We start from the raw sequence: 23,557 nt of genomic DNA, 5'->3' as shown, positions 1-23,557 counted from the left end.
GGCATTTTCCCGGTCCGTCGCCCGGCCGCGCGACAGTTACCAGACATTGACTTCGGACTAACTTGCAGCGCCCTCGGACCGCCCCAATAATGCGGTGGTGGACAGCGCGGAGATCCAGAAGTTGGTCGCTCTCGAGGATCGCCATTGGTGGTACAGGGAACGGAGGGCGCTGCTCGGCCGTCACCTCCGCCGTCTGGCCGGTCCGGCCGGCACGGCGCTCGACATCGGCGCGGCCGGCGGCGGCAACACCCGGGTCCTGCAGCAGCACGGCTGGAAGCCGGTCGCCGTCGAGTACGGTCACGACGGCGCGACGGCCGCCAAGCAGCGAAAACTCCCCACCGTGCGGGGTGACGGCCGCCGGCTGCCGATCAAGTCGGGCTCGATCGACCTGGTGCTCGCCTTCGACGTGCTCGAGCACATCGACGACGACGAGGGGGTCGTGGCCGAGATGAACCGGGTGCTGCGGCCCGGCGGCAGTGCGCTGATCACCGTGCCGTGCGACATGAAGCTGTGGTCGGCCCACGACGTGGCGGTCGGCCACCTGCGGCGTTACACGCGGGACAGCCTGCGCACGGCGATCGAGAACGGCGGCCTGCACATCGAGCGGCTGTGGAGCTGGAACGTGCTGCTGCGCCCGGCTGCGGCCACCGTACGCAAGCGCTCCACCAGCAGCGACCTGCGCAAGATGAACCCGATCGTCAACGCCGCCCTGAGCGCCGTGATCGTCAGTGAGCGTTTCCTGCCGGTGCAGTCCCTGCCGGGTGTGTCGTTGATGGTCCAGGCGGTTCGCGGGAAGTAGATCGGGACCTGCAGGTCAGGCCCTTACCGCCACCGTTGCCATCAAGGTGACGTGACCTCCGGCCGCGGCACGGATGTTCTACTGTGGCCGCGTGTCACGCCACTTGAGGCTCGCCGTGCTGGCGACGGCCCTGCTCACGGGCTGCACCAGCGCGCCGAAGGCCGAGCCCCCGGCGGGCCCCACCGTCGCGCCCGCACCCACCGAGGCGTCGCCCACCGAGGTGGTGCAGGCCGCTTTGCAACGCCTCACCACCACGCCGTACAGCTTCGCGATCAGCGGCGAGGGGCAGGGCCTCAAGTACGTCGCCTCCGGCGCCCACGATCCGAAGGCGCGCAAACACCGCTGGAAGTTCACGGTTTCCCGCAAGCAGCGTTCGACATCGCACCAGGTGATCGTGATCGGCGGCATCGGCTACCTGAACCGCGGCGGTTCCGGTCGCTGGGCCCGCACCGACCTCACCCGCCTCGAGCCGACGAGCCTGAGCCGTTACGCCGACCCGGCTGACCCCAGTGGCCTGATCCGCTTCGCCCGGGCGGTCCAATCGGTGCGGCGCCTCGGCCCGGCCACGTACGAGGGCGACGCCCGGCTGGAAGCGGCCCCTGAGGTGATTTCGTACGTGCCGCCGGGCGCGCCGCTCGTCCGTTTCCCGCAGGGTGCCCCCTGGGTCGCCTTCACCTTGACCACCGACGCCAAGGGCAACCCGGCCACGCTCAAGACGGTCTTCGAGTTCGGCGCGAGCGAGGTCGTGACCAACCGCACCACCTTCCGGGAGCTCGGCCGGCCGGTCCGGATCAGCAAGCCCTGAACGGCGGCGAAACTCGATCGCGGGTCCGGGCGGGCCGTGTGATGATCGAACGCGAGGGTCGCTAGCTCAACGGCAGAGCGTCCGGCTGATCAGCATGTCCGCCCACCGCTCGCGCGGCCATGGACACGCTTCCTTCTCATTCTTGTGGGACCGGAAGGTTCGGGGGTTCGAGTCCCCCGGCGACCCCCTCACCGACGACCGTGGAACGGGGGACCGCGTGCTCGAAACGAAGATCATCCAGAGGACCCGGCGTGTCCCCGCGAGCGCGGGCGCGGCCGGCGACGGCGCGGCCGTGGCCCGGCAGCTGGACGCCGTGCTGCTCGACGTCGGTTTCTCGGCCTCGCGGGCCCTGCTCGAACACGTGGGCGCGCTGGCCCCGGCCCCGGCCATGGACCTCGCCGCCACCGTCGTGTCCGCGGTCCGCGAGCTGGTCGGCGACCATGTGCGCCACAACGCGTACTTCATCGGCTTCCCGCACGACGTGCCCGACACCGTCGAGTTCTGGGTCGAGCGGCTGCGCGCGGCAGTGCTCACCGGCGGCGGCACGGCCACCGACGAGCAGCTGCGCGACGCGGTCGTCGCGGGCGCGGTCAACCTGCTCGACCTGCCCGGCTACGGCACCTACCAGCACACGTACGCCGACCTGCTGGCCGCGCACGACGACCTGATCGCCGCGGCCGGTGACCGGCTCACCGTGCTGCACCTGGGCGACCCGGCCGAGGTCGAAGCGGCGCGGCTCTACCTGGCCCTGGCCGGCAGCACGACGCCGCTCGGCGAGGCCGACCTGACGCTGCTGGGTGAGCTGGCGGTGGCCTGCGCCGACGACACCCAGCCGGAGCTGATCCCCGTACGGGAGAACCGGGCTGTCCTCAACGGAGTGCGCCTCGCGCTGGGCCGGCCGCTGGTCGCCGTCGACACCACCACCGACGTGCTGCGTCTGGCCTGCCAGGTGTCCGGCGGCGACGTGTCGCTGCGCACGCCCACGCGGTTCCGCGCGTTCCGGCGGCCCGAGCGGCGGATCCTGCTGGCCGCGCTGGACGAGGTCGTGCGGGCCGACCGGGCCAAGCTGGGCGACGTCGCGGCGTACGGGGAACGCTGGAAGCGGCTCGGTGAACGGCTGCATCCGCACGAGTACGACCAGTGGCCGTACGCGGGAGAGGTTTTCGCGGCGGCGCGGGGCGACCTGCGGGTGCGCAGCCTGGCCGGCCGGGCCGAGGCGGCTTTCGGGTCGGGTGACATCGGCACGGCCACGTCGGTGCTGTCGGCGGCCCCGGGCCAGTTGCTGCGCTCGGCGGATCGGCTGCTGCGCCGGGCCGACTCCTCGGAACGCGCGCGGGTGGTCGAGGCCGTCACGCGGGCGCTCGACACCGCGTCGGGCCGGGTGCTGTGTTCGCTGCGCGAGCACGTCGGCAACCGGCTGACGCCCGCGTCGGCCCGGATCTACGCAAGCCGTTCGCGCAACTCGCACGTGGGACCGGACCGGCGTGCGCCGCTGCCGGCCGAGCTGGTGGCCGAGTTGTCGGGCCGGCTCGACGCCGCGATCGGCGCCCGGCTGCCCCGGTGGGATCGTCCGCTGCTGGTCGACCCGGCCGTGCTCGACGTCGCGCTGCCGCTGTCGGGCACGTCGGCCGAGGCGGGCTTCGCGGTGCTGCCCCGCGGCTCGCGGGCCGCGGTGACGGGTGAGCTGCTGCGGTTCTTCACGTACTGGCGGCAGACCAGCCGCCGCACCGACTACGACCTGTCGGTGCTGCTGCTCGACGACGACTTCCGCTCGGCGGGCCAGGTGTCGTGGACGAACTACAAGCACGGCGGCGTCGTGCACTCGGGCGACATCACCGACGCGCCCGAGGGTGCCACCGAGTTCATCGACGTGCCCCTGGACCTGCCCGGCCGGTACGTGGTGCCGCAGGTGAACATCTACTCCGGTGAGTCGTTCGACGAGGTCGCGGAGTCGATGTTCGGCTACCAGACGCGGCAGGCCGGTCAGCGCGGCGCCCCGTTCGACGCCCGTACGGTGCGGGCCCGCTCGGCGATGCGCGGACCGGGCCGGGTCGCGCTGCCGATGGTGTTCGCGCGTGGTGCGGGCGGCTGGCAGGCGGTGTGGCTGCACCTCTACCTGACCGGCCACCCCCTGTTCAACCGGGTCGAGGGCAACACGTTCACCACGTCGGACCGCGTACGGGCCCTGCTGGAGCGGCGCTACCTGACCGTCTCCTACCTGGTCGACCGGTGGCGGGCCGGCACCGAAGTCGTGCTCTGGGACGGTAAGCCGCCGGACGGGCCGGTCACGTTCATCGGCCTCGACGCCCCCGAGCACCTGCCCGACGGATCGGAGACCTACTCCCTGGACCGGCTGCACGAGCTGGTCCCGGCCTAGACCGCCGGGGCCGAGGTCATACGAGCGCTTCCTTCTCACTTCACTCCCCCGCCCCGCGGGGGACTGGCAACCACAGCGCTCGTGCTCTCCTCGGCCCCGGCCCTCTGATCGGTCAGGGAATGGCTTTGGTGTTGAAGGCGAACCGGGCCACCGAGTCGGCGATGGCGTCGGCGTTGACGTCGAGCGCGGTCAGGTTGACGTTGGTGATGGTGTCGCAGGCCTGGTGGTAGCAGACGTCGTAGGCGACGCCCGCGGTGCCGCCGAACAGCGCCTGCTCCTCGGCCGTCTTGAGGCCCTCGGCGCCGGTGAAGATGCCGCCCGCGGGGATGCCGACCGCGATGAACGGGCCGTAGTCGGAGCGGCCGTCGAAGTCCGTGCCGACGTGGCCGAGGCCGCGGCGGTCGAAGAAGTTCGCGAGCTGCCGTTCGATCTGCGCCGAGCCGGGCGGTCCGGCCGGCGAGCCCTCGGCGTCGGAGTCGTCGCCGTCGTAGAGCTTGTAGGCGTAGTTGGGCGAGGCGACCATGTCGAAGTTGAGGTACAGCTTGATCCGGTCCCGCTCGGCGGCGGACAGTCCCTCGACGTACTGGTCGGAGCCGAGCAGCCCGATCTCCTCGGCGGCCCAGAACGCGAAGCGGACCTTGTTGCGCACCGGGTAGTGCCGCATCTGCAGCGCGGTTTCGAGGATCGCCGCGGTGCCCGAGCCGTTGTCGTTGATGCCGGGGCCTTCGGGCACGCTGTCGAGGTGGGCGCCGGCCATCACGACGTTCTTCGGGTTGCCGAGGCGTGTCTCGGCGATCACGTTGTGGTCGGTGCCCAGGGTCAGCGTGGCGTCGACCTTGAGCCGTACGGTGGCGCCGGCCGCGGCCGCGAGCTCGTTGCCCACGGCGAAGTCGGCGAAGACCATCGGGATCCCGGCCCGCCACTCCCCGATGTCGACGGTGAAGGCGTCGGTGCGGCCGGGCTGGCCCTCGTTGAAGATGATGACCCCGGAGGCGCCGGCGAGACCCGCGTTGCGCACCTTGGTGGCGTACGGGCAGGTGCCGCGCTGGATGAGCGCGATCCGCCCGGCCACGAAACCGGTGAAGTCGGCCGTCTCGCATCCGCTGGTCGAGCTCGGCACCGGGGTCGGCGGCAGGGTGAGGTCGACCGTCTGCACCTGCGCGGTCACGTCACCGGCGGGCGACGGCGGGAAGGTGAAGAAATCCTCGTTGGCCACGTAGACCTTGCTGTTCGGCGCGGTCTGGTTGAGCGTGGGTGGGCTGTTCTCGACCCAGTTCTGCACGAAGTTGATCGGGTCGAGCGTGACCTTGTAGCCGGCTTTGCGCAGCTTGTTGGCGACATAGTCGCGCGAGGCCCGGTAGCCGGATGTCCCGGCCGCGCGGTTGCCGCCGTTGGCGGTGGCGATCGCTTGCAGGGCGGTCAGGTGTTCCTTGGCGTGGGCGCCGGTCACCTGCTTGACCAGCAGCTTGGCGAAAACGTCGTCGGGCGGCGTGGCGCCGGCCGGCACCGGCTGGGCGAGCACCAGGACCACTGTCGCGGCGGTCGCGACGAAACCGGTGGCCGCACGGCGCAGATTGATATGCATGATCCCCCCGAATCACTTGATCGATAGACTCTCGTGATTGCGCTTGGTGTTGGGACAGTAACCCGCCGGCCGAGCGGGCCGGGATGGCCCGATCGGCTGGCCGTGTCCACTCAGCCGGTCACCGGAAAGGACCAGACGGCGGCGATCGACGGGTCGCGGTTGCGGCCCTCGGCGCCCGCCTGGAACCGACCCCCGAGCTCCCCGTCCGCGGTCGGACGGGCCCGGCCGGCCAGCACCCGGAAGGTGGCCGCACTCTGGTCGTGAAACGTTTCACCCGGATCGGTGCCGCGATCGCACGGTGCCATTCGATGTCTGCCCGTCCTGGGCGTATCTGACGACGGGCGGAGAGGCCGACGACACGATTTGCGGGCCCGTCTAGCATTCGCGATATGTTCCGACTCCGCGCCGCCCTCGCGCTGTCCGCCGCTCTTTTCTCGCTGGTCGCGTGCACGTCCGACAAGACCGAGACCAGCGCGGGCAAACCCCCGGCGGAAACCCTGCCGGCCGGTGACACCCTGGTCAAAGACTCCGCCGCGGCGATGCGGGCGATCAAGACCACGCAGTTCCTGATCGAGGCCGACGGCGAGATCGCCGGGCTCAGCCTGCGCCGGGCCGAGGGCACGCTGACCAAGGAGGGCAGCGCCAAGGGCACCGCCCAGATCGAGCAGTCCGGCCAGCCCGTCGAGCTCGCATTCGTGATCGTCGGCGACAAGATCTACTTGAAGGGCCCCACCGGCGGCTACCAGGCGCTGCCGCTCACGCTGGCCGCCTCCGTCTACGACCCGTCGGCCATCCTCGACCCCAGCCGCGGCATCGCCAAGGTGCTGAGCTCGGCCACCGGCGCCACCACCGAGGCCAAGGAGGCGGTCGACGGCAAGGACGCCTGGCGCGTCACCGCCACCACCACCGGCGGAGACCTCAAAGGCCTGATCCCCGGCGTCACCGGCAGCATCCCGGCCGAACTGTGGATCGCCGACGCCGACAAGCGCCTGCTCAAGTCGACCTTCACGCTGCCCGGCGGCACGGTGACCGTGACGTTCCAGAAGTTCGACGAACCGGTGACGATCAGTGCTCCGTAGCGCGCCCGTCCTGGCCCGCCGGCGCCTGGCCATCGGCGTCGGCGGGGCCACCGTCCTGCTGGCCGCGCTCGACGCGTACGTCGTGGTCACGGTCCTGACCGACATCCTGCGCGACGTGCACATCCCGCTCAACCACCTCGAGCGGGCCACCCCGATCGTCACCGGCTTCCTGCTCGGCTACGTGGCCGGCATGCCGCTGCTGGGCTCGCTCTCCGACCGGCTCGGCCGCCGCGCCGTCATCATCGCCTGCCTGGCCGGTTTCGCCCTGGGCTCGGCCATCACCGCGGCCTCCGGCGAGTCGCTGCACTGGCTGATCACCGGTCGCGTCGTCCAAGGCCTGGCCGGCGGCGCCCTGCTTCCCGTGACGACGGCCCTGGCCGGCGACTTGTGGACCGAGCAGCACCGCCGGGCCGTCGCCCTGGGGGCGGTCGGCGCCGCGCAGGAACTGGGCAGCGTGCTCGGCCCGCTCTACGGCGGCGCGCTGGCCGCCCTGATCGGCTGGCGGGGCATCTTCTGGGTCAACATCCCGCTCGCCGCGCTGGCCGCCGTGGCCGTCTGGTTCGCGCTGCCCCGCGACACCACCGCCCGCGCGGAACGCCCCGGCGTCGACGTGCTCGGCGGCAGCCTGCTCGCCACCGGTCTGGCCCTGCTCGTGGCCGGCCTCTACAACCCCGACCCCGAACGGGCCGTGCTGCCGTCGTGGGGCCTGCCCACCATCGCCGCCGGTGTGGTCGCGCTGGTGCTTTTCGGGCTGTGGGAACGCCGCGCCCGCACCAAGCTGTTCGACCCTTCCGGCGTACGGATGAAGCCGTTCCTGGCCGCCCTCGGCGCGAGCTTCTGCACCGGCGCCGCGCTCATGGTCACACTCGTCGACGTCCAGCTGGTCGCCCAGACGCTGCTCGGCCGGGACGCGTTCGGCGGCACCCTGCTGCTCAGCCGCTTCCTCATCGCGCTACCGGCCGGCGCCGTCCTGGGCGGTCTGGTGCTCACCCGCCTGGGCGAGCGCGTGGTCACCCTGATCGGCCTGCTCACTGCGGCTTTCGCGTACGGCCTCATCGCGTACTGGCCCACCGACGTGCTGGCGGCCCGTCACCTGGGGTTCCTGCCCCGCCTCGACACCGACCTGGCCCTCGCCGGCTTCGGCCTGGGCCTGGTCATCGCCCCGCTCTCCGCCGCCGTGCTGCGCGTGACACCCCCCGACCGCCACGGCGTCGCCTCAGCCGCCGCGGTCGTTTCCCGCATGGTCGGCATGCTGGTCGGCGTGGCCGCCCTGACGGCGTGGGGCCTGCACCGCTTCCAGGAACTCACCGCCACCCTCAACACGCCGCTCCCGTTCGGCGTCGAAGAGGCGGAGTACCAGGCCCGCCTGGCCACCTACGAGGCAGCCGTCAAGGCCGCACTGCAAACCGAGTACAAGGAGATCTTCCTGATCACGGCCGCCCTCTGCGTGGTGGGTGCCCTGCTCGGCCTCCTCCTGTCCGGCCGGGCCGCCGCGGAAAACGGGCCGCCCTCAGTGCGGACCTGACCCCCGGAACAGCCCTCCGAACCGAAACGCCCGTTCTCACCGGTCATCCCAACGCTCGGCGGACGCCCCCACTCCGCGCCGCCGAGTCGTGGTCGCCCTGGTCGTCGCGGCAACCGGCCCGTGCGCCCCGGAGCGCCGTCAAACGGCTCCGAGTATCCGGTGAGCGCGCTCGGCCTCCCTTCCACGACCGGCGGCAGTGTGACTCGGTGCCGGCGCCCCTCGCCCGCCACTACCGCCACCCCGGCGAACAACCCCCGGCCGTACGCCGAAGGTCGTGGCCACCGCGCTCGTGGCCGGCGAACCGAGCAGCACCGCGGCGCGCCGACACCGCCGACGCTGATGCACAGGCCGAGGTCAACGGTCCCGACCCGGTCGATCTCCCACAGTGAGACGCCGGTCCTGGCCAGGGTTTGCTCGACCTGCCGGTCACGCGGACGTGCAACTCCGCCTTCCGCGGCCACACCGAGCCCGGCGCGGAACACCGTTGCGTCTCGTTGCAGTGTCCGAACGGGAACATCGGAGCGCCCACGACCCGGCCGTGGTCGTCCTCGGGCGGATTCGTGGAGGCTGACACCGAGCCGTGGCCCGAGGTAGGGCGTGAAGCCGTGGTGCCGGTGTCTGCTCGGGGAGCCGCTATAACAGAGAGCGTGCCGGAGCCAGGAATCGGAGAGTGGCGCCGTGGGCTGAGGCGGGATCTGCTGATCGCCGGGCTTTCGGTCGCGGGCGCGGTGGTGCTGACGGTCGGGGCGTTCGACGGGCCCGCCGGGCTGCGGTGGCGGCTGCTCGGCGTGGCGGTCGTGGCCGCGGTGGCGGCTGGGCTGGTACGAACGCGGCCGGTCACCGGTGTGCTGGTCGGCGGGGCCGCCGTGCTGGTCGATCAGGTGATCGGGCCGTCGCTGGCCACCGTGCTGATCTACACCCAGGTGCTGTACGACGCGGGCGTGCACGGGCCGCGGCGGCTGGCTCGGGTGTTGCTGTGGGCGGGGGCGATGCTGACCGTGGCGGTCACGGTGCTGCATCTGGCCGGCGGCCGGGGGCAGGACGCGGCGGTCAACGGGGTGCTGGTCGCGCTGATTTTGATCGTGCCGGTGACCACCGGGATGTCGGTGCGGGAGTGGCGCGACCGGAGCGCGGCCGACCGGCGGCACGCCGAGCAGGTGGCCCGGCTGGCCGCGATGGACGACCGGCGGGCCGTGGCGGCCGAGCGCACCCGGATGGCCCGCGAGCTGCACGACGTGGTGGCCAATCACCTGAGCGTGGTGGCGATCCACTCCACCGGCGCGCTGGCCGCCGCTGATCCGGCGCTCCGGGAGCGCGCGCTGACCGTGATCCGGGACCATGCCGTACAGGGGCTGGCCGAGCTGCGGGAGTCGATCCGGGTGCTGCGTCTGGACGAGACCGCGCTGCCCGGTGTCGAGGTGGGCCTGGACGAGGTGCCCGCGCTGGCTGAGCGGGTCCGGCGGACCGGCCTGGACGTGCGGGTCACCACCACGGGGGCGCGGCGGCCGTTGCCGATCGCGGTGGACATGGCGGCTTACCGGATCGTGCAGGAGAGCCTGACCAACGCGGTCAAGCACGGCGGGGACACGGTGACGCTCGGGATCACGTACGGGCCGGGAGTTTTGACTGTGACGGTGAGCAACCCGGTCGGCGTGTCCTCGCCCGACGGTTCGGGGGCCGGCCTGATCGGCATGCGGGAACGCGCGTCGCTGCTGGGCGGCACGTTCGACGCGGGTGCCGCCGACGGCGTTTTCCTCGTACGGGTGAGCCTGCCCACTCCGAAGGTCAGCGCGTGACGACGGTGCTGGTGGTGGACGACAACGAGGCTGTACGGGCCGGTCTGGTTCTGATCCTCGCGTCGGCGCCCGATCTGGCCGTGGTCGGTGAGGCCGCCGACGGGGTGGAGGCTTTGGCCCGGGCCCGGGAGCTGCGGCCCGACGTGGTGCTGATGGACGTGCGGATGCCCCGGATGGACGGCATCGCCGCGACCCGCGCCCTGGCCGGGCTGACCGACGTGCTGGTGCTGACCACTTTCGACCACGACGAGTACGTGTACGGGGCGTTGCGGGCCGGGGCGGCCGGGTTCCTGCTGAAGAACACCGACGCGGGCGCGCTGGTCGACGCGGTCCGCACGGTGGCTCGCGGTGAGGGGCTGATCGCGCCCGAGGTGACCCGGCGGGTGATCACCGCGTTCGCCGGCCGTACCACCACGACGGCGCCGCCCGGCCTGGGCGAGCTGACCGGCCGCGAACGCGAGGTGCTCACCCAGCTCGGCCTGGGCCGTTCCAACCAGGAGATCGCGGCCGCCCTGGGCACCACCGCGGCCACCACCAAGACGCATGTGAGCCGGATCCTGACCAAGCTGGGCGTGCGCAGCCGCGTCCAGGCCGCGATCGTGGCCCGCGAATCCGGCCTCGTACATCCTTTGGCCGACGACGGTGGGCGGCCCGGCCCGTAGCGTCACCGCGGTGGAGGCCAAGCTGCGCGAGTCCCGCACGATGCTGTCCGCGGCGATCGCCAACGGGCCGCGGGAGTTGCTCGACTTCCTGCTGCCGCTGTGGGCCGGCGCCGCGTTGGGGGCGAGCGCCCCGCAGGTCGGCCTCCTGGTGGCGGCGGAACTGGCGGTTTCGGTGCTGGCGCGGCCGGTCGCGGGGCGGCTGGCCGACACGTACGACCGGCGCCGGGTCGCCGCCGCCGGCGCGCTGCTGTACGCGTTGTCCTGCGCCGGATACGCCGTCGCGGGTCACCTCGGGATCGCGTACGCCGCGGCGGCCGCCGGCGGTGTGGGTGGCGCGTTGCTCTGGGTCGCGGTCCGGGCCATGGCCGGTGAACGGCTCGCCGAGGACAGTGCCGTCTATCCCCGCCTGACCGCGGCCGCGGAGACCGGCTCGTGGATCGCGTTCGTGGCCGGGCTGTCCGTGCTGGGCGCGGCCGGTTACCGGGCCGTCTTCCTGGGCTGCGCGGCCGCCTGCGTGGTCGCGGCCGGGGTGTTGCTGGCCGCGCCGGCCCGGGTGGTGCCGCCCGCCCCGCCGCTGCCCGGCAGCGTGCTGCGCCGGCTGCGCCCGATGCTGCTGGCTGTGGTGCTCACGACGGCCGCCGAGTCCGCTGTCGGGCTGCTGTTGTTGCTGCACCTGCAGCGCCGCTTCGACCTGGAGGTCGTGCAGATCGCGTACGTGTTCCTGCCCGGCGCCGTCGCGATGGGCCTGCTGCCGGCGTACCTGCACGGATTCGTGCTGCGCCACGGCCGGGCCCGGGTGCTGGCCGTGGCCTCGGTGTCGTCCGCGCTGTTCGCGGCGAGCCTGGCCCTGGCCCCGAACCCGTGGGTGATCGCCGCGTTGTGGGTGCTCAGCGGCGTCGCGTGGGCCGCGGTGATCCCGATCCAGCAGGCGGTGATCGCCGAGGCCTCGGGCGCGCTGGTCGGCCGGGGCATGGGCCTGTACGAGGCCGCCGTCCTGCTGGGCGGTCTGGTGGGCGCGCTGACCGCCGGTTTCCTGTACGACGCGGGGCCGTGGGCGCTGGCTTGCTTGCTGTCGGCCGCGGTGATCCTGTCCGGCGCGGTCCTGGTGCCGTGGTCGGTCCGCGCGGTCGGCGTCCCCGACCATCCCGCGGCCCCCGTCCCCGCTCCCGCGCGTGCCGCCACGCCCGGCGCAAAACCCGCGATGCCCGCCACGCCCGAGTCAGCGACCGACACGCCCGGCCCCATCCCGGACACGCCCGGACGAAAGAGCGACATGCCCGACGCCGATCCGCCCCAGGCCACCACATCGCCCTACCGCCGCCTGGCCGAGCACGCGATCCTCTACGCCGCCGCCCAGGTCCTGCTGCTCATCCTCGACCAGTCCTGGCTGCTCGACCTGGCCACCGGCCGCGTCGACCTGATGACCGGCCACCGCGACACCGATCGGGGTCAGGGCCCGTCGTTCCTCTACGGCGCCGGCCGCATCTGGACCATCGTCATAGTCATCGACGCGGTGTGGACAGTCATCACCGCCAACCGCCGCCGAGGCGGCTGAACGAGCTGCGCACCCGAGACCCGGCCGCTCCGGGCTGCGCAGTGAACGGAAAATATATGGCCGCCGCCTAGCTTCCTCGCGACAGCGCAAGCATCGAGGAGGCGCAATGCGCAGAAGTAGTCTGGCCACCCGGGTCGTGGTGGCAGCCGGCCTGCTGATCGCCGGCACGGCCCTGGCCCCGTCCGGCGCCGTCGCGGCGGTCGGCACGATGAGCGCGGACGGCGCGGTCGCGGCGACGGACCGTCTGGGCGACACCCGTACGGGCGGCGCCTACATCGACGCCACGGGCCGGGCCGTCGTCACCGTGACCGACGCCGCGGCCGCCGCATCCGTCCGTGCCGCGGGCGGCACCGCGCAGCTGGTGAAGTACAGCACGGCCCAGCTCACGTCGGTCGCGTCCGCGCTTGACGCGGGCGCCCGGATCCCCGGCACCTCGTGGGGTGTCGACCCGTCCACCAACAAGGTGTCGGTGGAGATCGACAGCACGGTCACCGGGGCCGAGCTGGCCCGGCTGGAGAGCATCACGAAGCGCTACGGCGACGCCGTGCAGGTCGACCGGATCGGCGGCAAGATCGAGAAGACCGCGGCGTTCACGTCGGGCGGGCAGGGCATCCAGGGCACCGGCACCAAGTGCTCGCTCGGTTTCAACGTCCGCACCCCCGAGGGCCGCTTCTTCCTGACCGCCGGGCACTGCAAGCCCAACTCGTGGGAGAAGGCGGCCGACGGCACGTACCTGGGCAAGGTCGTCTACCGGGTGTGGCCGAACAAGGACTTCGCCCTCGTGGAGTACGACAACAGCGACGTGACGGCGTACGGGACCGTCTGGGTCAACGGCGCGCAGAAGCAGATCGCCTCCTCCCGCTATCCCCGTGACGGCGAGTCGGTGTCCCGGGTCGGCACCACCAGCAGCGACCTGGTCGGCGCGGTCCTGCTGACCAGCACGACGGTCACCTACGACACCGGGGAGACCGTGACCGGCGTCATCAAGACCTCCAACTGCACCCGCCGCGGCGACAGCGGTGGCGCGCTGTTCAGCGGCTCGGTCGCGCTCGGCATCACGTCCGGCGGCAACTTCGTCGACGCCGGGTGCAGCGACGCGGTCAGCGACCGCCGCTCGTACTACCAGCCCGTGCAGGAGGTTCTGACCGCCTTGGGCCAGGAAGTCTACTGACCTCCGACCGCCCCGGCCGCGTTCGCCGGCCGGGGCGCACCGGGCGGTACCACCGGACGCCGACCGGGTGTACCCGGGTACCAGTGGCTGCCGCGAAGTGCCGCCCGCAGTACCACGATCTTGGGGTTCCGGATTCCTACCGTTGAGCCCATGATTCAGGTACGCGAAGTAACCAAGCGGTACGGCGCGAAGACCGTCGTCGACCACCTGTCGTTCACCGCGAAGCCCGGTCAGGTCACCGGCTTCCTCGGGCCCAACGGCGCCGGCAAGTCGACCACCATGCGCATGATCGTCGGCCTCGACCGCCCCAACTCGGGCGACGTGCTGGTCAACGGCAAGCCGTACGCGTCGGCCAAGGCCCCGCTGCACGAGATCGGTGTGCTGCTCGAGGCCAAGGCCGTACACCCGGGCCGCACCGCGGTCAGCCACCTGCTCGCGATGGCCCGTACGCACGGCATCCCCCGCTCGCGGGTGAACGAGGTGCTCGACCTGGCCGGTCTGGGCGCCGTCGCCCACAAGCGGGTGGGCGCCTTCTCCCTCGGCATGGGCCAGCGGCTCGGCATCGCCGCCGCGCTGCTCGGCGACCCGGCCGTGGTGATGCTGGACGAGCCGGTCAACGGTCTCGACCCGGAGGGTGTGCTCTGGGTGCGCAACCTGCTCTCCGGCCTGGCCGCCGAGGGCCGCACCGTGATGCTCTCCTCGCACCTGATGAGCGAGGTCTCGCTGATCGCGGACCAGCTGGTGATCGTCGGGCGGGGCAAACTGCTGGCCGACACCAGCGTGGCCGACTTCGTCACCTCCGAGGGCGTACGGGTCGTCACCGCCGCTCCGGACGCCCTGCGCACGGTCATCAACGCCCCGGGCGTCACGGTCACCTCGACCGGCGCCGAGGAACTGTTCGTCACCGGGGCCTCCGCCCGCGAGATCGGGCTGGCCGCCGCCACCCGCGGCATCCCGCTGTTCGAGCTCACCCCGCAGAACACCTCGCTGGAAGAGGCGTTCATGAACCTGACCCGCCACGCTGTCGAATACGAGGCCGCCCGATGAAGATCACTGCTGGTGGCGTCGTCGCCGCCGAATGGACCAAGTTCTCCTCCCTGCGCTCCACCTGGATCACGACCGGCATCTCGGTCCTGCTGCTGATCGCGTTCGGCGCGATCGCCTCGGCCTCCTTCACCGGCGACAACCTGTCGGCGGTCGACCTGGCCCTGTCCGGCAGCACCCTGGCCGCCCTGACCGTCGGCGTGCTGGGCGCGCTGCTGGGGGCGAGCGAGTACACCACCGGCATGATCCGGGCCACCTTGGCCGCGGTGCCGCACCGGCTGCCGGTGCTGTGGTCGAAGAGCCTCGTGGCCGGCCTGGCCTCCGTCGTCGTGATGACGGCGGGCGCGTTCGCCGCGTTCGCGGTGAGCTCGGCCGTGCTCAACGACGACGTGGCCGGCGTGGCCCTGGGTGACGACGGGGTGCTGCGCGCCCTGATCGGGGCCGGGCTCTACCTGGGCCTGGTCGCGGTGCTCGGGGTGGCGCTGGGCATGCTCGTGCGGTCCAGCGCGGGCGCCATCGCGATCCTGGCCGGTCTGCTGCTGATCGTGCCCGGCCTGGCCGCGCTGCTCCCGGACTCGATCTCCGACGCGATCAACCCGTATCTGCCCAGCAACGCCGGCAACGCCGTGATGACCCTGACCCATGGCGACGGCACACTGGCCCCGTGGACCGGTCTCGCGGTGTTCGCGGGCTACGTCGTCGTGATCCTGGCCGCCGCGGCCTACCGGCTCAAGAAGACCGACGCCTGAGATCGGGTACGGGAGAATGATCCGATGAGCACGCAGGGATGGCTGGTGGACCGGCAGGCGCGGGTGCGCGCGTTCGACCGGCGCCACCCGTGGGTGATGGACACCCTCGCCGCCATCCCTTTCGTGCTGATCAGCATCCCCGACCTGATCGAGAGGCCCGTCCCGGCCACGGTCGCGACGCTGGCGTTCCTGCCCGCGCTGTACTGGCGGCGGCCGCACCCGTTCCCGGCGTTCCTGGCCGTCGCGGTCATCGAGACGATCCAGGCCCTGAGCGGCGTCAGCGTCAACGCCGGGTCGGTCATTCTCGTCATGCTGTTCGGGGTGGCCTCGCGGGGTTCGTGGCGAGCGCTGTCCTGGGCCTCGGGGATCACGCTGGCCCTGCTGATCTCCGAGATCTACTGGCTCAACCCGGTGAGCGGCAACCGCACCATCACGCTGTTCCTGGTGATCGGCACGTCGGCCGCCGCGGTCGCGTCCGGCGTCGCCGTGCGCACCCGCCGGGCGTACCTGATCGCCCTGGAGGACCGGGCCGAACGGCTGGAGGTCGAGCGTGACCAGCGGGCCCGGCTGGCCGTGGCCGACGAGCGGGCCCGGGTGGCCCGCGAGATGCACGACATCGTCGGCCACCACGTGTCGGTGATCGTGGGCCTGGCCGACGGCGGCGCCGCGCTGGCCCGGTCGCGGGCCGAGACGACGGGCCTGGCCGAGCCGCTGCACCTGATCGGCGAGACCGGCCGGCAGGCACTGGCCGAGCTGCGGCGGGTGCTGGGGGTGCTGCGCGACGAGGACGCCGATCCGCAGCTGACGCCGCAGCCCGGCATCGAGGACCTCGACCGCCTGCTGCCGACGGTGCGGGCGGCCGGGCTGCCGGTCACCTACTCCACCTCGGGTGAACTGCACAAGCTGGGCCGGGGTGTGCAGCTCGCGGTCTACCGCATCGTGCAGGAAGCACTCACCAACACCCTCAAGCACGCCGGGCGCGGCGCCGTCGCCGAGGTCTCGCTGGCCGCCGCCGAGGGCGAGGTGCGGGTGCGCGTACGGGACAACGGCCGCGGCGCCCCCGCCGCCCCTCACCACGGTCTGGTCGGCATGCGGGAACGGGCCGCCATGTACGGCGGTTCCGTCTCCGCGGGGCCGGCCGGGCACGGCTGGCTCGTCGACGTCGTCCTCAAGGAGCCCGCATGACCACCGTTCTGATCGCCGACGACCAGCCGTTGCAGCGCATGGGGTTCAAGATGCTGCTCGACGGCACCCCCGGCATGGTCGTGGTGGGCGAGGCCGCGTCCGGGGCCGAGGCCGTGCGGATGGCCGGCCAGACCCGTCCCGACGTGGTGCTGATGGACGTGCGCATGCCCGGCATGGACGGCATCGAGGCCACCCGCCGGATCACCGCCGTCGGCTCGCGCACCCACGTGCTCATCCTGACCACCTTCGACCTCGACGAGTACGTCTACGCCGGGCTGCGCGCCGGGGCCAGCGGCTTCCTGCTCAAGGACGCCCGGCCCGAGGAACTCATCGCCGGCATCCGGGCCGTGGCGGGTGGCGATTCCGTGGTGGCGCCCAGCCTGACCCGCAAGCTGATGGACGCCTACCTGCAGGATCCTCTTCAGCTGCCGCGGGTGGACCCGTTGCTGGCCACCCTGAGCGAACGCGAGCGCGAGGTGCTGGAGGCGATCGGCCACGGCGCGACCAATCTGGAGATCGCCGAGCGCTTCACGCTGACCGAGTCGACGGTGAAGAAACACGTGGGCCGGGTGCTGGCCAAGATCGGCGCCCGCGACCGCATCCAGGCCGTCATTTTCGCGTACGACAACGGCCTGGTCCGCCCGCGCCCGTGAGGGCGTGACGGCTCGGCTTGACCGTGTTGCGTGCACACGGTTTCCACTGGTGGCACCAGGGAGGGCAGCGTTCGTGCTGCTCGGCCGGGGAAACCGTCACGAGCCCGAGGGGACTGCGATGTCCTGCAGCCGCACTGTCATCAACGTCGTCCTTCTGGCCGCGGTCGTGCTCACCCAGGACGCGTGCGACGCCGACCGGTTGACCGCATCGACAACGACCCGGCTCCCGCACAGCCCGGCCGCTGATCGGCTATCCCCGGCGGCGGCGGTCGACTCCCGTACCACCAGGTTCGGGTGGATCACGTGCCGTGAGACACGTTCGCCGGTCGTGATGCGCTCGGCCGGCATCCGGAAACCGACCCGGCCCATCTCCACGGAGTCCGTCCAGACCCTGGTCAGCGGGGGCGCGAAGTGGCGGGCGGCGGGCATGTCGTCCACCCCGGCGATCGAGTAGTCGGCCGGCGCCACCGACCCCGGCCGGGTAACGCGTTCATGGAGGACCAGCGTCATCTGGTCGTTACCGGTGAAGTCGCCGGGTTCGACGCGGGTGCCGATGTCGTAGCCGGACCGGGCCGACCAGTCCCCGGGCGGCACAGGCAGGAGTGCCGCGGCCACCTCGGCCAGGGCGTCCCGGTAGCCGTTCTCCCGGTCCCGGGCCTCGTTGATCTGCTCCGGCCCGGCCCGGTGCAGGATGCGCCGGTGCCCGAGCGTCGTGGGCGGCTCGGGGGCTGCGAGCCGAGCCCGGCCCGTTCGCTTCGCCTCCCCGGCGGGTCAGGGGTGCCTGGCGGTGGCCGGCCATGGCCAACGTGCCCGATCCCCAGACTGCACGCGGTGTCCGGCCGCATCGACGCCGGGACCGCGGGCGCCGATCGCTCCCGGCGGCACGGGGCCGGGCGGATGTCGCCCGGCGGCCGCAGCCTCGTGCATGCCGACGGCGCACCGACGCAGCTCGTCGCCGGCACCGGGTGGGCGCCGGCTGGCTCGACTTCCGGTGATGCCGGACCGCCCACGGCGGCGACCACGGGCCCGAACGGGTGGCCGACCCGCGGTGCGAGCAGCCGGCGAGGCGATGACGCCGGTCCGGGCGAACTATGGGGGTGACACGTCAACTGGGCTTCGGTAGGGTCGGCCGGGTGGCGGACGGTGCGCACTCACTCGATGCACGGCAGTTGCGGGCGTGGCGGGTCTTCGTCCAGATGCAGGAGCATCTGCGGTCGCGCATCGAGCAGCAGCTTCAGGCAGCGAGCGGGCTGTCGATGGCCGACTATTCGGTGCTGGCCGTGCTGGCCGGCGCGGGGCCGGGCCGGCTCCGCGCCCACGAGCTCGGCAACCTGCTGGGCTGGGAGAAGAGCCGGCTGCACCATCAGCTCACCCGTATGACGGGTCGCGGGCTCGTGCGCCGTCAGGCCGGTCAGTCGCGGGCCGTGCACATCGAGCTCACCGGCCCGGGGTGGGCCGCCCTGACCGAGGCCGCGCCGCGGCACAGCGAGCACATCCACGACCTGGTCATGGCGCCGCTCAGCGACGAGGAGGTCGATCAGCTGGCCGGCCTGTCCGCCAAGATTCTCGCCAACATGCGCTCCCTCGACTGACCCCACAGGTCGGCGCCGTGGCTCGTGGCTTCCGGGGCCGCTTCCCGCAGCCGGAACGACCGCTCCCGCTCGGCGCGCAGGAACGTCGCGGGGAAGCGCTCGCGGTCGTCGTAGCAGCCCTGCGCCAGCTCGTGCAGGTGGGTGACGAAGACGACGGTGACGCCGGCCTCGGTCAGGGCGTCGACGATGCGGCGCGCGATGTCGGAGCCCTCACGCTCGTTGGTCGACTGGAACGACTCGTTGCACAGCAGCACGCCCCTCGGTCCGATCGCGTCGGCCACCTGCGACATGCGCCGCAGCTCCTCGTCGAACTTGCCGCTGACCAGCGCGTCGTCCTCGTCGGTGGTGAAGTGGGTGTACACGCCGGACCGGGCCGCGGTGGTGAACGCTCCGGCCGCGACGAAACCGCCGGCCGCCGCCATCAGCTGGGCCAGGCCCACGCTGCGCAGGAAGGTGGATTTGCCGCCCCGGTTGGCCCCGGTGACCATGATCAGCGTTCGGCCGCCGGCGTCCAGGTCGTTGGCGGTGGCCGGCTGGTCCAGGCGCAGCTGCAGGCCCGGGTCGTACAGACCCCGGAAGGCGAACTCCCGCGCCGCGGAGTCGTGTACCGCCGGCACACAGACCGCGGCCCCACGCCGGGTCAGCGCCTCGCGCAGGTTGAGACAGCCCAGATAGAAGGCCACCTCGGTGCGCAGCGTGTCGAAGAACGCCAGCACGTGCCGCGCGGACCGGTCGGCGGCGCCGGCCAGCCCGGCCAGGGCCTGGTCCCGCAGCGAACCGAGCGCCCGGCTGGCCGCCTCATCACCGTACGGGAGCTTGTATGTGGCTTTCGGCGTGCCGCTGCGGCGGAACAAGCTGCGGGCCGGGCGCTGCGACTGGCGCATCGTCAAGCCCTCGCTCTGGTTGCCCGTGCCCAGGCGGGCCGAGACGAGCAGGTTGCCGTCGAGCCGCAGCTGGTCGATGCGGATCGTGGCCTGTTCCAGATAGGCCTCGCCGAACTGGTCGTCCACCATCGCGAAGAACTGGTGGCAGCCCGCCGACGACACCCGGGGCCGATACCGGTCGGCCAGCGCCCGCAACTCGCGCAGCAGCTGCACGTACGCGGTGAGCGTCACGATCGACCGGTTGAGCACCGTTTCCGGCGAGTCGAAGTAGACGGTCCTGGCCGCGCTGCGCTGTGCCTCCAGGGCGCGGCCGGTCAGCTGATAGAGCTCGCGGCTCAGCTCCGGCTCCCGCTGGAGGTCACCCAGGACGGCCTGCCGGTAGGCGACGTCCTCGGGGCCCGGCGACGCGGCCAGCAGCACAGCCCGGGCGGTCTCGGCCAGGAAGTCGTCGCCGGCGGCCATCGCGTCGATCACCGTGGCCAGTCCGAGGTCCTCCGCGACCCGGTCGGCCAGGGGCTGCTGCGGCGCGGGCGCGGACCCGTCGGCGAAGAGCAGTGCCGGTCTCATGCGCGGGCCTCGATCCGGGTGCGGAGCTGGTCCCGGGTCAGGCCGTACTTGGTGGCCAGGGCGAGGGCGTGGGCCTCGCCGTCGGCGCGGCCCCGGGTGACCTCGAACGTGCGTCTGGTCGCGTCCCGCTCGTCGATTCCCGTGGTCAAGGAGACGACGCGGGGGTCGAGACGGGACAGTTCGTCGATGAAGGTGACGCACACGCCGACCGCGCCCGCCTCGAGGACGTCGCGCAGAACGTCGATGCTCATCGTCCGCGCGTCGACGAACGTGGTCGAGCTGAACATCTCGTTGAGGATCACCACCGACCGGCCGGTGACGTGCGGCAGCAGCTGCGTCATGCGCTGCACCTCGTCCTCGAGCCGGCTGCGCAGGTCAGCGGCGCGGTCCCCGCGGTCGAAGTGGGTCAGGATCGCATCCGGCACGTGCAGGGCAGCGGACCGGCCCGGGACCGGCAGGCCCAGGGCGGCCAGGTGATAGAGCTGGCCGACCGTACGGGCGAAGGTCGTCTTGCCGCCCTGGTTGGGCCCGGTGACGACGAGCACCCGCTCGTCGCCGTGGAGCGCGACGCCGTTGGTGACCGGGGCCCGGCCGTCCGCGGCCAGCGTGCGCGCCAGCATCACGTCGAAGGTGCCGGTGACCTGCAGCCCGGCGTCCCCGTGCAGCTCCGGTAGGCAGAACCGCAGCCCGGCCGCCCGTACGGCATCGGTGAAGTCCAGCCAGGCCAGCGCGAACTGCAGCTCGCGCTCCACTGTGCCGATCACCGGGGGCCGGACCGCGGGGTGCCGGTCGACGAAGCGCGCGACCCGGTCGAACACGTCCGGGAACAGCTTCACCACCAGGTCGAGGACCGCCGCGTGGAGCTCGTTCATCTCGGCCCCGGCCCGCAGGTCGAACTCGTGCGGCGTCAGCTCGTCCTCCGCGAACCGCTCGAAGGTGGCGAGCGTGCCGGCGTTCAGGTCCTCCTGGTCGGCGAACGGACTGGCCACGATCTCGTCCCCGGCGATCGACAGGGTGTACCGGAGGCCACCGAGCTCGGTGAGCAGCGCCCTCGCCTGGCCGGCCAGCGCGGTGAACTCGGGGCCGGACCGGTAGGCGCGCAGCCAGGCCGACCAGGACCGCAGCCCCGCTGACGACGGCGTGGCCCGGTCGAGGGCGGCGCCGGCCGCGTCGACGACGTTCACGTACGAGGTCAGGGCGTTCAGTCGCCACCGCTGCGCCTGCCGGGGGTGGCGGACCTGCGACGCCGCCTCGAACTGCCGCGCGCAGCGGGTCAGGCCGTCGCAGAACGCCCGCGCCGCCGCCCGCAACTGCTCGTCCGCCAGGTCGGCGAACACGGCCTGCCGCGCCTCGACGGCGGCCGCGTCGGTCAGCCGTACGGAGAAAGCGGGTTTGAGGTTGTGCCGCTCCCGGCCTGCCGTGACCGCCTCGACGAGCTGGTCGAGCTGCAGATCAGCGAAGTAGCCGGGCTCCGGGGCCTGCTGGGGCAGCTGCGCCTCGGCCGTCGCGAAGAGGCCGGTGAACCCGCTCATGAAGTGACCGCCCGTTCGCCAGTTGATCTGTCACCCCAGCCTACTTCGTCGCACACATGAAATCTTGAGGTGCTAGCGTGCGTGCCGGTAGCTGTTCCGCGTGATCCAGGAGGTGGCCGACGTGGCCTGGAGCACCCGGGAACTCGCCGAGCTGGCCGGCACCACGGTCAACACCATCCGGCACTATCACCGGCTCGGTCTGCTCGAGGATCCCGAGCGCCGCTACAACGGGTACAAGCAGTACGGCGTGCCCCATCTGGTCTGCCTGCTGCGCATCCGCCGGCTGGTCGAGCTGGGGGTGCCGCTGTCCGAGATCGGCACGGCCCGGACCAACGGCGACGTCCCGCCCGAGGTGCTGCGCCAGGTCGACACACAGCTCGCAGCCGAGATCGAGCGTCTGCAGCGGGCCCGCGCCGACATCGCCGTCGTGCTGCGCGACGGGGCGCCGGCCGACACCCCGGCGGGCTTCGAGTCGGTCGCGCCGCACCTGTCCGCCGCCGACACCTCGCTGATCCACGTCTACACCCGGCTCTACGACGGCGACGCCATGAAGGACCTGCAGCGCATGGCCGAGGCCGACCACGACCACCCGGTCAACGCGGAGCTGGACGCGCTGCCGGCGGACGCGGACGAGGCCACCCGGCAGAGCATCGCGGAACGGCTGGCGCCGATCATCGCGCGCAACCTCACCGACTACCCGTGGCTCAACGATCCGTCGGCCCACCTGTCCCAGGGTGAGCAGGCCACCACGCAGACGTTCGTCGACGCCGTGGTCGCGCTCTACAACGCCGCCCAGGTCGACGTGCTGGGCCGGGCCGCCAAGCTCGCCATCGAGCAGGTCCGCCGCTCAGATCCCTAGCGCCGCCCGCTCCGGGCCGTCGCGGGCGCCGACCGCTGTCCGGGACGGCCCGGGCCACGGGCTCGACGGTGGCCGGCTGGGCGGGCAGCGCCCGTCCGCGGCGCACCGGCGTTGACGACCAGGCCGGCCTCGACCTCGCGGCCGCCGGCGGAAACCCCGCGGACGCGGTCACGCCCGCGCAGGACACCGCCGGTCGGCCCGGCGCCGATCACCGCGGTGTGCTTCGTTCCGCGCGGACTCCGGGCATCGGATGCGGGACCGCCGCGTCGTCGACCTCCTCCATGTAGAAGCGCGACTCGACGATCTCGTCCCCGCGTACCTTGATGACGATCACGCCGCGCATGTCAGCCGCCCCCGGCCGCACATAGTGGAACTCGCCCCAGAACTCGTCAGCCGACACGGCCGACCCGGTCACCGCGATCCGGATGTCCGGGAACTGCGCGAAGATGAACTCCCAGTTCTTGCGCACCGGGCCGGGGCCGTCGAAGGATCGGGCCGGATGGGCGGGCCACGAGCTGGTGAAATCCTCGGCGAAGGTGGCCGTGAGGGCATCGAGGTCGTGCGCGTTGACGGCGTCGATCAGGCGCTGGACGACGGGGAACATCATGCCCCTGCCGCCAGCGTGAAGTCGGCGAAGTCGAACCCGGGGGCGACCACGCAGCTCACCAGCACCGCTTCCGCCCCCGTGGGGACGGCCGCCTGCCAGACCCCGGCCGGGATCAGCACCTGCGGGTTCCCGGCGCCCAGCACCTCGGTCGCCGTCGGCTCGGGCTTCTCGCCGGCGCCGCCCAGGCTGAGTTCGAGGTCGCCGCCGGAGTGCCAGAACCACAGCTCGTCGGAGCGCACCACGTGCCAGGCCGACCGCTCCCCCGGGTTGAGCAAGAAGTAGATGGCGGTCGCGGCGGCCCGCGGACCCGGATAACCGTCCGGAGTGATCGTGGTGGACGACCGGAAGGTCTCCCGGAACCAGCCGCCCTCCGGGTGCGGTTGCAGGTCGAACTGCTCGGCGAGGGGTGGACGGGTCATTCGATCCTCCGGGAGGGGGTGCGCGCGAACATCAACTGTCGTCGAGCCACAAGTTGTAGCGCAGCCTGAGTGAAGACTGTGTTCCCGCCACACGGTCAAGACCTGTCGTGAT

At 72.3% G+C, this 23,557-nt stretch carries 20 protein-coding genes, 1 tRNA gene and 3 pseudogenes; 16 read left to right on the top strand and 8 right to left on the bottom strand.

Going from position 1 to position 23,557, the window contains the following annotated elements:
- Positions 1-97 precede the first annotated feature (97 nt).
- From BKA14_RS00770 to BKA14_RS00755, 4 genes are all read left to right on the top strand, one after another.
- Positions 98-799, top strand: a complete 702-nt coding sequence (locus BKA14_RS00770; RefSeq protein WP_184949017.1) for a class I SAM-dependent methyltransferase — start codon at positions 98-100, stop codon at positions 797-799.
- A 91-nt stretch (positions 800-890) separates the two neighbouring features.
- Positions 891-1,604 (top strand): hypothetical protein, encoded by a 714-nt coding sequence (locus BKA14_RS00765; protein ID WP_184949016.1) that lies wholly within the window; start codon positions 891-893, stop codon positions 1,602-1,604.
- Positions 1,605-1,659: 55 nt separating this feature from the next.
- Positions 1,660-1,791 (top strand) — tRNA-OTHER (locus BKA14_RS00760).
- A 30-nt stretch (positions 1,792-1,821) separates the two neighbouring features.
- The gene (locus tag BKA14_RS00755; protein ID WP_184949015.1) at positions 1,822-3,981 is read left to right on the top strand and encodes a TerD family protein; all 2,160 of its coding nucleotides are present in this window, start codon (positions 1,822-1,824) and stop codon (positions 3,979-3,981) included.
- A gap of 136 nt (positions 3,982-4,117) precedes the next feature.
- Here the strand turns inward: BKA14_RS00755 and BKA14_RS43450 are convergent.
- The 3 genes and pseudogenes from BKA14_RS43450 to BKA14_RS00745 all read right to left on the bottom strand — a co-directional run.
- Positions 4,118-4,792 (bottom strand): annotated as a pseudogene (locus BKA14_RS43450) (M28 family metallopeptidase); the annotation flags it as partial.
- Between the two features lie 69 nt (positions 4,793-4,861).
- Positions 4,862-5,566 (bottom strand): annotated as a pseudogene (locus tag BKA14_RS43445) (PA domain-containing protein); the annotation flags it as partial.
- A gap of 110 nt (positions 5,567-5,676) precedes the next feature.
- Positions 5,677-5,871, bottom strand: coding sequence for a hypothetical protein (locus BKA14_RS00745; protein WP_184949013.1), 195 nt, complete (start codon positions 5,869-5,871; stop codon positions 5,677-5,679).
- Positions 5,872-5,955: 84 nt separating this feature from the next.
- Here BKA14_RS00745 and BKA14_RS00740 point away from each other — a divergent pair, with 84 nt between their 5' ends.
- From BKA14_RS00740 to BKA14_RS00695, 10 genes are all read left to right on the top strand, one after another.
- Positions 5,956-6,645, top strand: coding sequence for an LppX_LprAFG lipoprotein (locus BKA14_RS00740; RefSeq protein WP_184949012.1), 690 nt, complete (start codon positions 5,956-5,958; stop codon positions 6,643-6,645).
- The gene (locus BKA14_RS00735; protein ID WP_203722289.1) at positions 6,635-8,170 is read left to right on the top strand and encodes an MFS transporter; all 1,536 of its coding nucleotides are present in this window, start codon (positions 6,635-6,637) and stop codon (positions 8,168-8,170) included. Before BKA14_RS00740 ends, BKA14_RS00735 begins: the two co-directional genes overlap by 11 nt.
- A 647-nt stretch (positions 8,171-8,817) precedes the next feature.
- On the top strand, positions 8,818-9,966 hold the full coding sequence (locus BKA14_RS00730) for a sensor histidine kinase (protein ID WP_239092828.1): 1,149 nt from the start codon (positions 8,818-8,820) through the stop codon (positions 9,964-9,966).
- Positions 9,963-10,628 carry a response regulator transcription factor gene (locus BKA14_RS00725; protein WP_184949011.1) on the top strand — a complete coding sequence of 222 codons (666 nt, stop codon included), beginning with the start codon at positions 9,963-9,965 and terminating at the stop codon, positions 10,626-10,628. The genes BKA14_RS00730 and BKA14_RS00725 overlap by 4 nt, the downstream gene beginning before the upstream one ends.
- A 10-nt stretch (positions 10,629-10,638) precedes the next feature.
- Positions 10,639-12,183, top strand: coding sequence for an MFS transporter (locus BKA14_RS00720; protein ID WP_239092826.1), 1,545 nt, complete (start codon positions 10,639-10,641; stop codon positions 12,181-12,183).
- Between the two features lie 106 nt (positions 12,184-12,289).
- Positions 12,290-13,354, top strand: coding sequence for a S1 family peptidase (locus tag BKA14_RS00715; RefSeq protein ID WP_184949010.1), 1,065 nt, complete (start codon positions 12,290-12,292; stop codon positions 13,352-13,354).
- Between the two features lie 150 nt (positions 13,355-13,504).
- Positions 13,505-14,401, top strand: coding sequence for an ABC transporter ATP-binding protein (locus BKA14_RS00710; protein WP_184949009.1), 897 nt, complete (start codon positions 13,505-13,507; stop codon positions 14,399-14,401).
- Positions 14,398-15,147 carry an ABC transporter permease gene (locus BKA14_RS00705; RefSeq protein WP_184949008.1) on the top strand — a complete coding sequence of 250 codons (750 nt, stop codon included), beginning with the start codon at positions 14,398-14,400 and terminating at the stop codon, positions 15,145-15,147. The genes BKA14_RS00710 and BKA14_RS00705 overlap by 4 nt, the downstream gene beginning before the upstream one ends.
- A gap of 24 nt (positions 15,148-15,171) precedes the next feature.
- Positions 15,172-16,332 carry a sensor histidine kinase gene (locus BKA14_RS00700; RefSeq protein ID WP_184949007.1) on the top strand — a complete coding sequence of 387 codons (1,161 nt, stop codon included), beginning with the start codon at positions 15,172-15,174 and terminating at the stop codon, positions 16,330-16,332.
- The gene (locus BKA14_RS00695) at positions 16,329-16,985 is read left to right on the top strand and encodes a response regulator (protein ID WP_184949006.1); all 657 of its coding nucleotides are present in this window, start codon (positions 16,329-16,331) and stop codon (positions 16,983-16,985) included. The genes BKA14_RS00700 and BKA14_RS00695 overlap by 4 nt, the downstream gene beginning before the upstream one ends.
- Positions 16,986-17,081: 96 nt before the next feature.
- Here BKA14_RS00695 and BKA14_RS00690 read toward each other — a convergent pair.
- Positions 17,082-17,681: pseudogene (locus BKA14_RS00690) on the bottom strand (substrate-binding domain-containing protein); the annotation flags it as partial.
- 437 nt (positions 17,682-18,118) lie between these two features.
- Here BKA14_RS00690 and BKA14_RS00685 point away from each other — a divergent pair.
- Complete coding sequence (locus BKA14_RS00685) at positions 18,119-18,577, top strand: MarR family winged helix-turn-helix transcriptional regulator (RefSeq protein WP_203722287.1); 459 nt, start codon at positions 18,119-18,121, stop codon at positions 18,575-18,577.
- On the opposite strand, the gene BKA14_RS00680 is transcribed toward BKA14_RS00685, so the two are convergent.
- Both BKA14_RS00680 and BKA14_RS00675 read right to left on the bottom strand, forming a co-directional pair.
- Positions 18,523-20,028, bottom strand: a complete 1,506-nt coding sequence (locus tag BKA14_RS00680) for a MutS-related protein (RefSeq protein WP_184949005.1) — start codon at positions 20,026-20,028, stop codon at positions 18,523-18,525. The two genes, BKA14_RS00685 and BKA14_RS00680, sit on opposite strands and share 55 nt — an antisense overlap.
- Positions 20,025-21,560, bottom strand: coding sequence for a MutS-related protein (locus BKA14_RS00675; RefSeq protein ID WP_184949004.1), 1,536 nt, complete (start codon positions 21,558-21,560; stop codon positions 20,025-20,027). The genes BKA14_RS00680 and BKA14_RS00675 overlap by 4 nt, the downstream gene beginning before the upstream one ends.
- 100 nt (positions 21,561-21,660) lie before the next feature.
- Here BKA14_RS00675 and BKA14_RS00670 point away from each other — a divergent pair, with 100 nt between their 5' ends.
- Positions 21,661-22,419 (top strand): MerR family transcriptional regulator, encoded by a 759-nt coding sequence (locus BKA14_RS00670; RefSeq protein WP_203722285.1) that lies wholly within the window; start codon positions 21,661-21,663, stop codon positions 22,417-22,419.
- Positions 22,420-22,627: 208 nt separating this feature from the next.
- On the opposite strand, the gene BKA14_RS00665 is transcribed toward BKA14_RS00670, so the two are convergent.
- Both BKA14_RS00665 and BKA14_RS00660 read right to left on the bottom strand, forming a co-directional pair.
- Positions 22,628-23,026: a nuclear transport factor 2 family protein gene (locus tag BKA14_RS00665; protein WP_184949003.1), complete on the bottom strand. Its 399-nt coding sequence runs from the start codon at positions 23,024-23,026 to the stop codon at positions 22,628-22,630.
- Positions 23,023-23,445, bottom strand: a complete 423-nt coding sequence (locus tag BKA14_RS00660; RefSeq protein WP_184949002.1) for a cupin domain-containing protein — start codon at positions 23,443-23,445, stop codon at positions 23,023-23,025. The genes BKA14_RS00665 and BKA14_RS00660 overlap by 4 nt, the downstream gene beginning before the upstream one ends.
- Between the last annotated feature and the right edge of the window lie 112 nt (positions 23,446-23,557).

The sequence above is a fragment of the Paractinoplanes abujensis genome, assembly GCF_014204895.1.
In the GTDB taxonomy this organism is placed as follows: Bacteria; Actinomycetota; Actinomycetes; order Mycobacteriales; family Micromonosporaceae; genus Actinoplanes; species Actinoplanes abujensis.
This window is presented reverse-complemented; position numbering and strand designations above follow the sequence as displayed.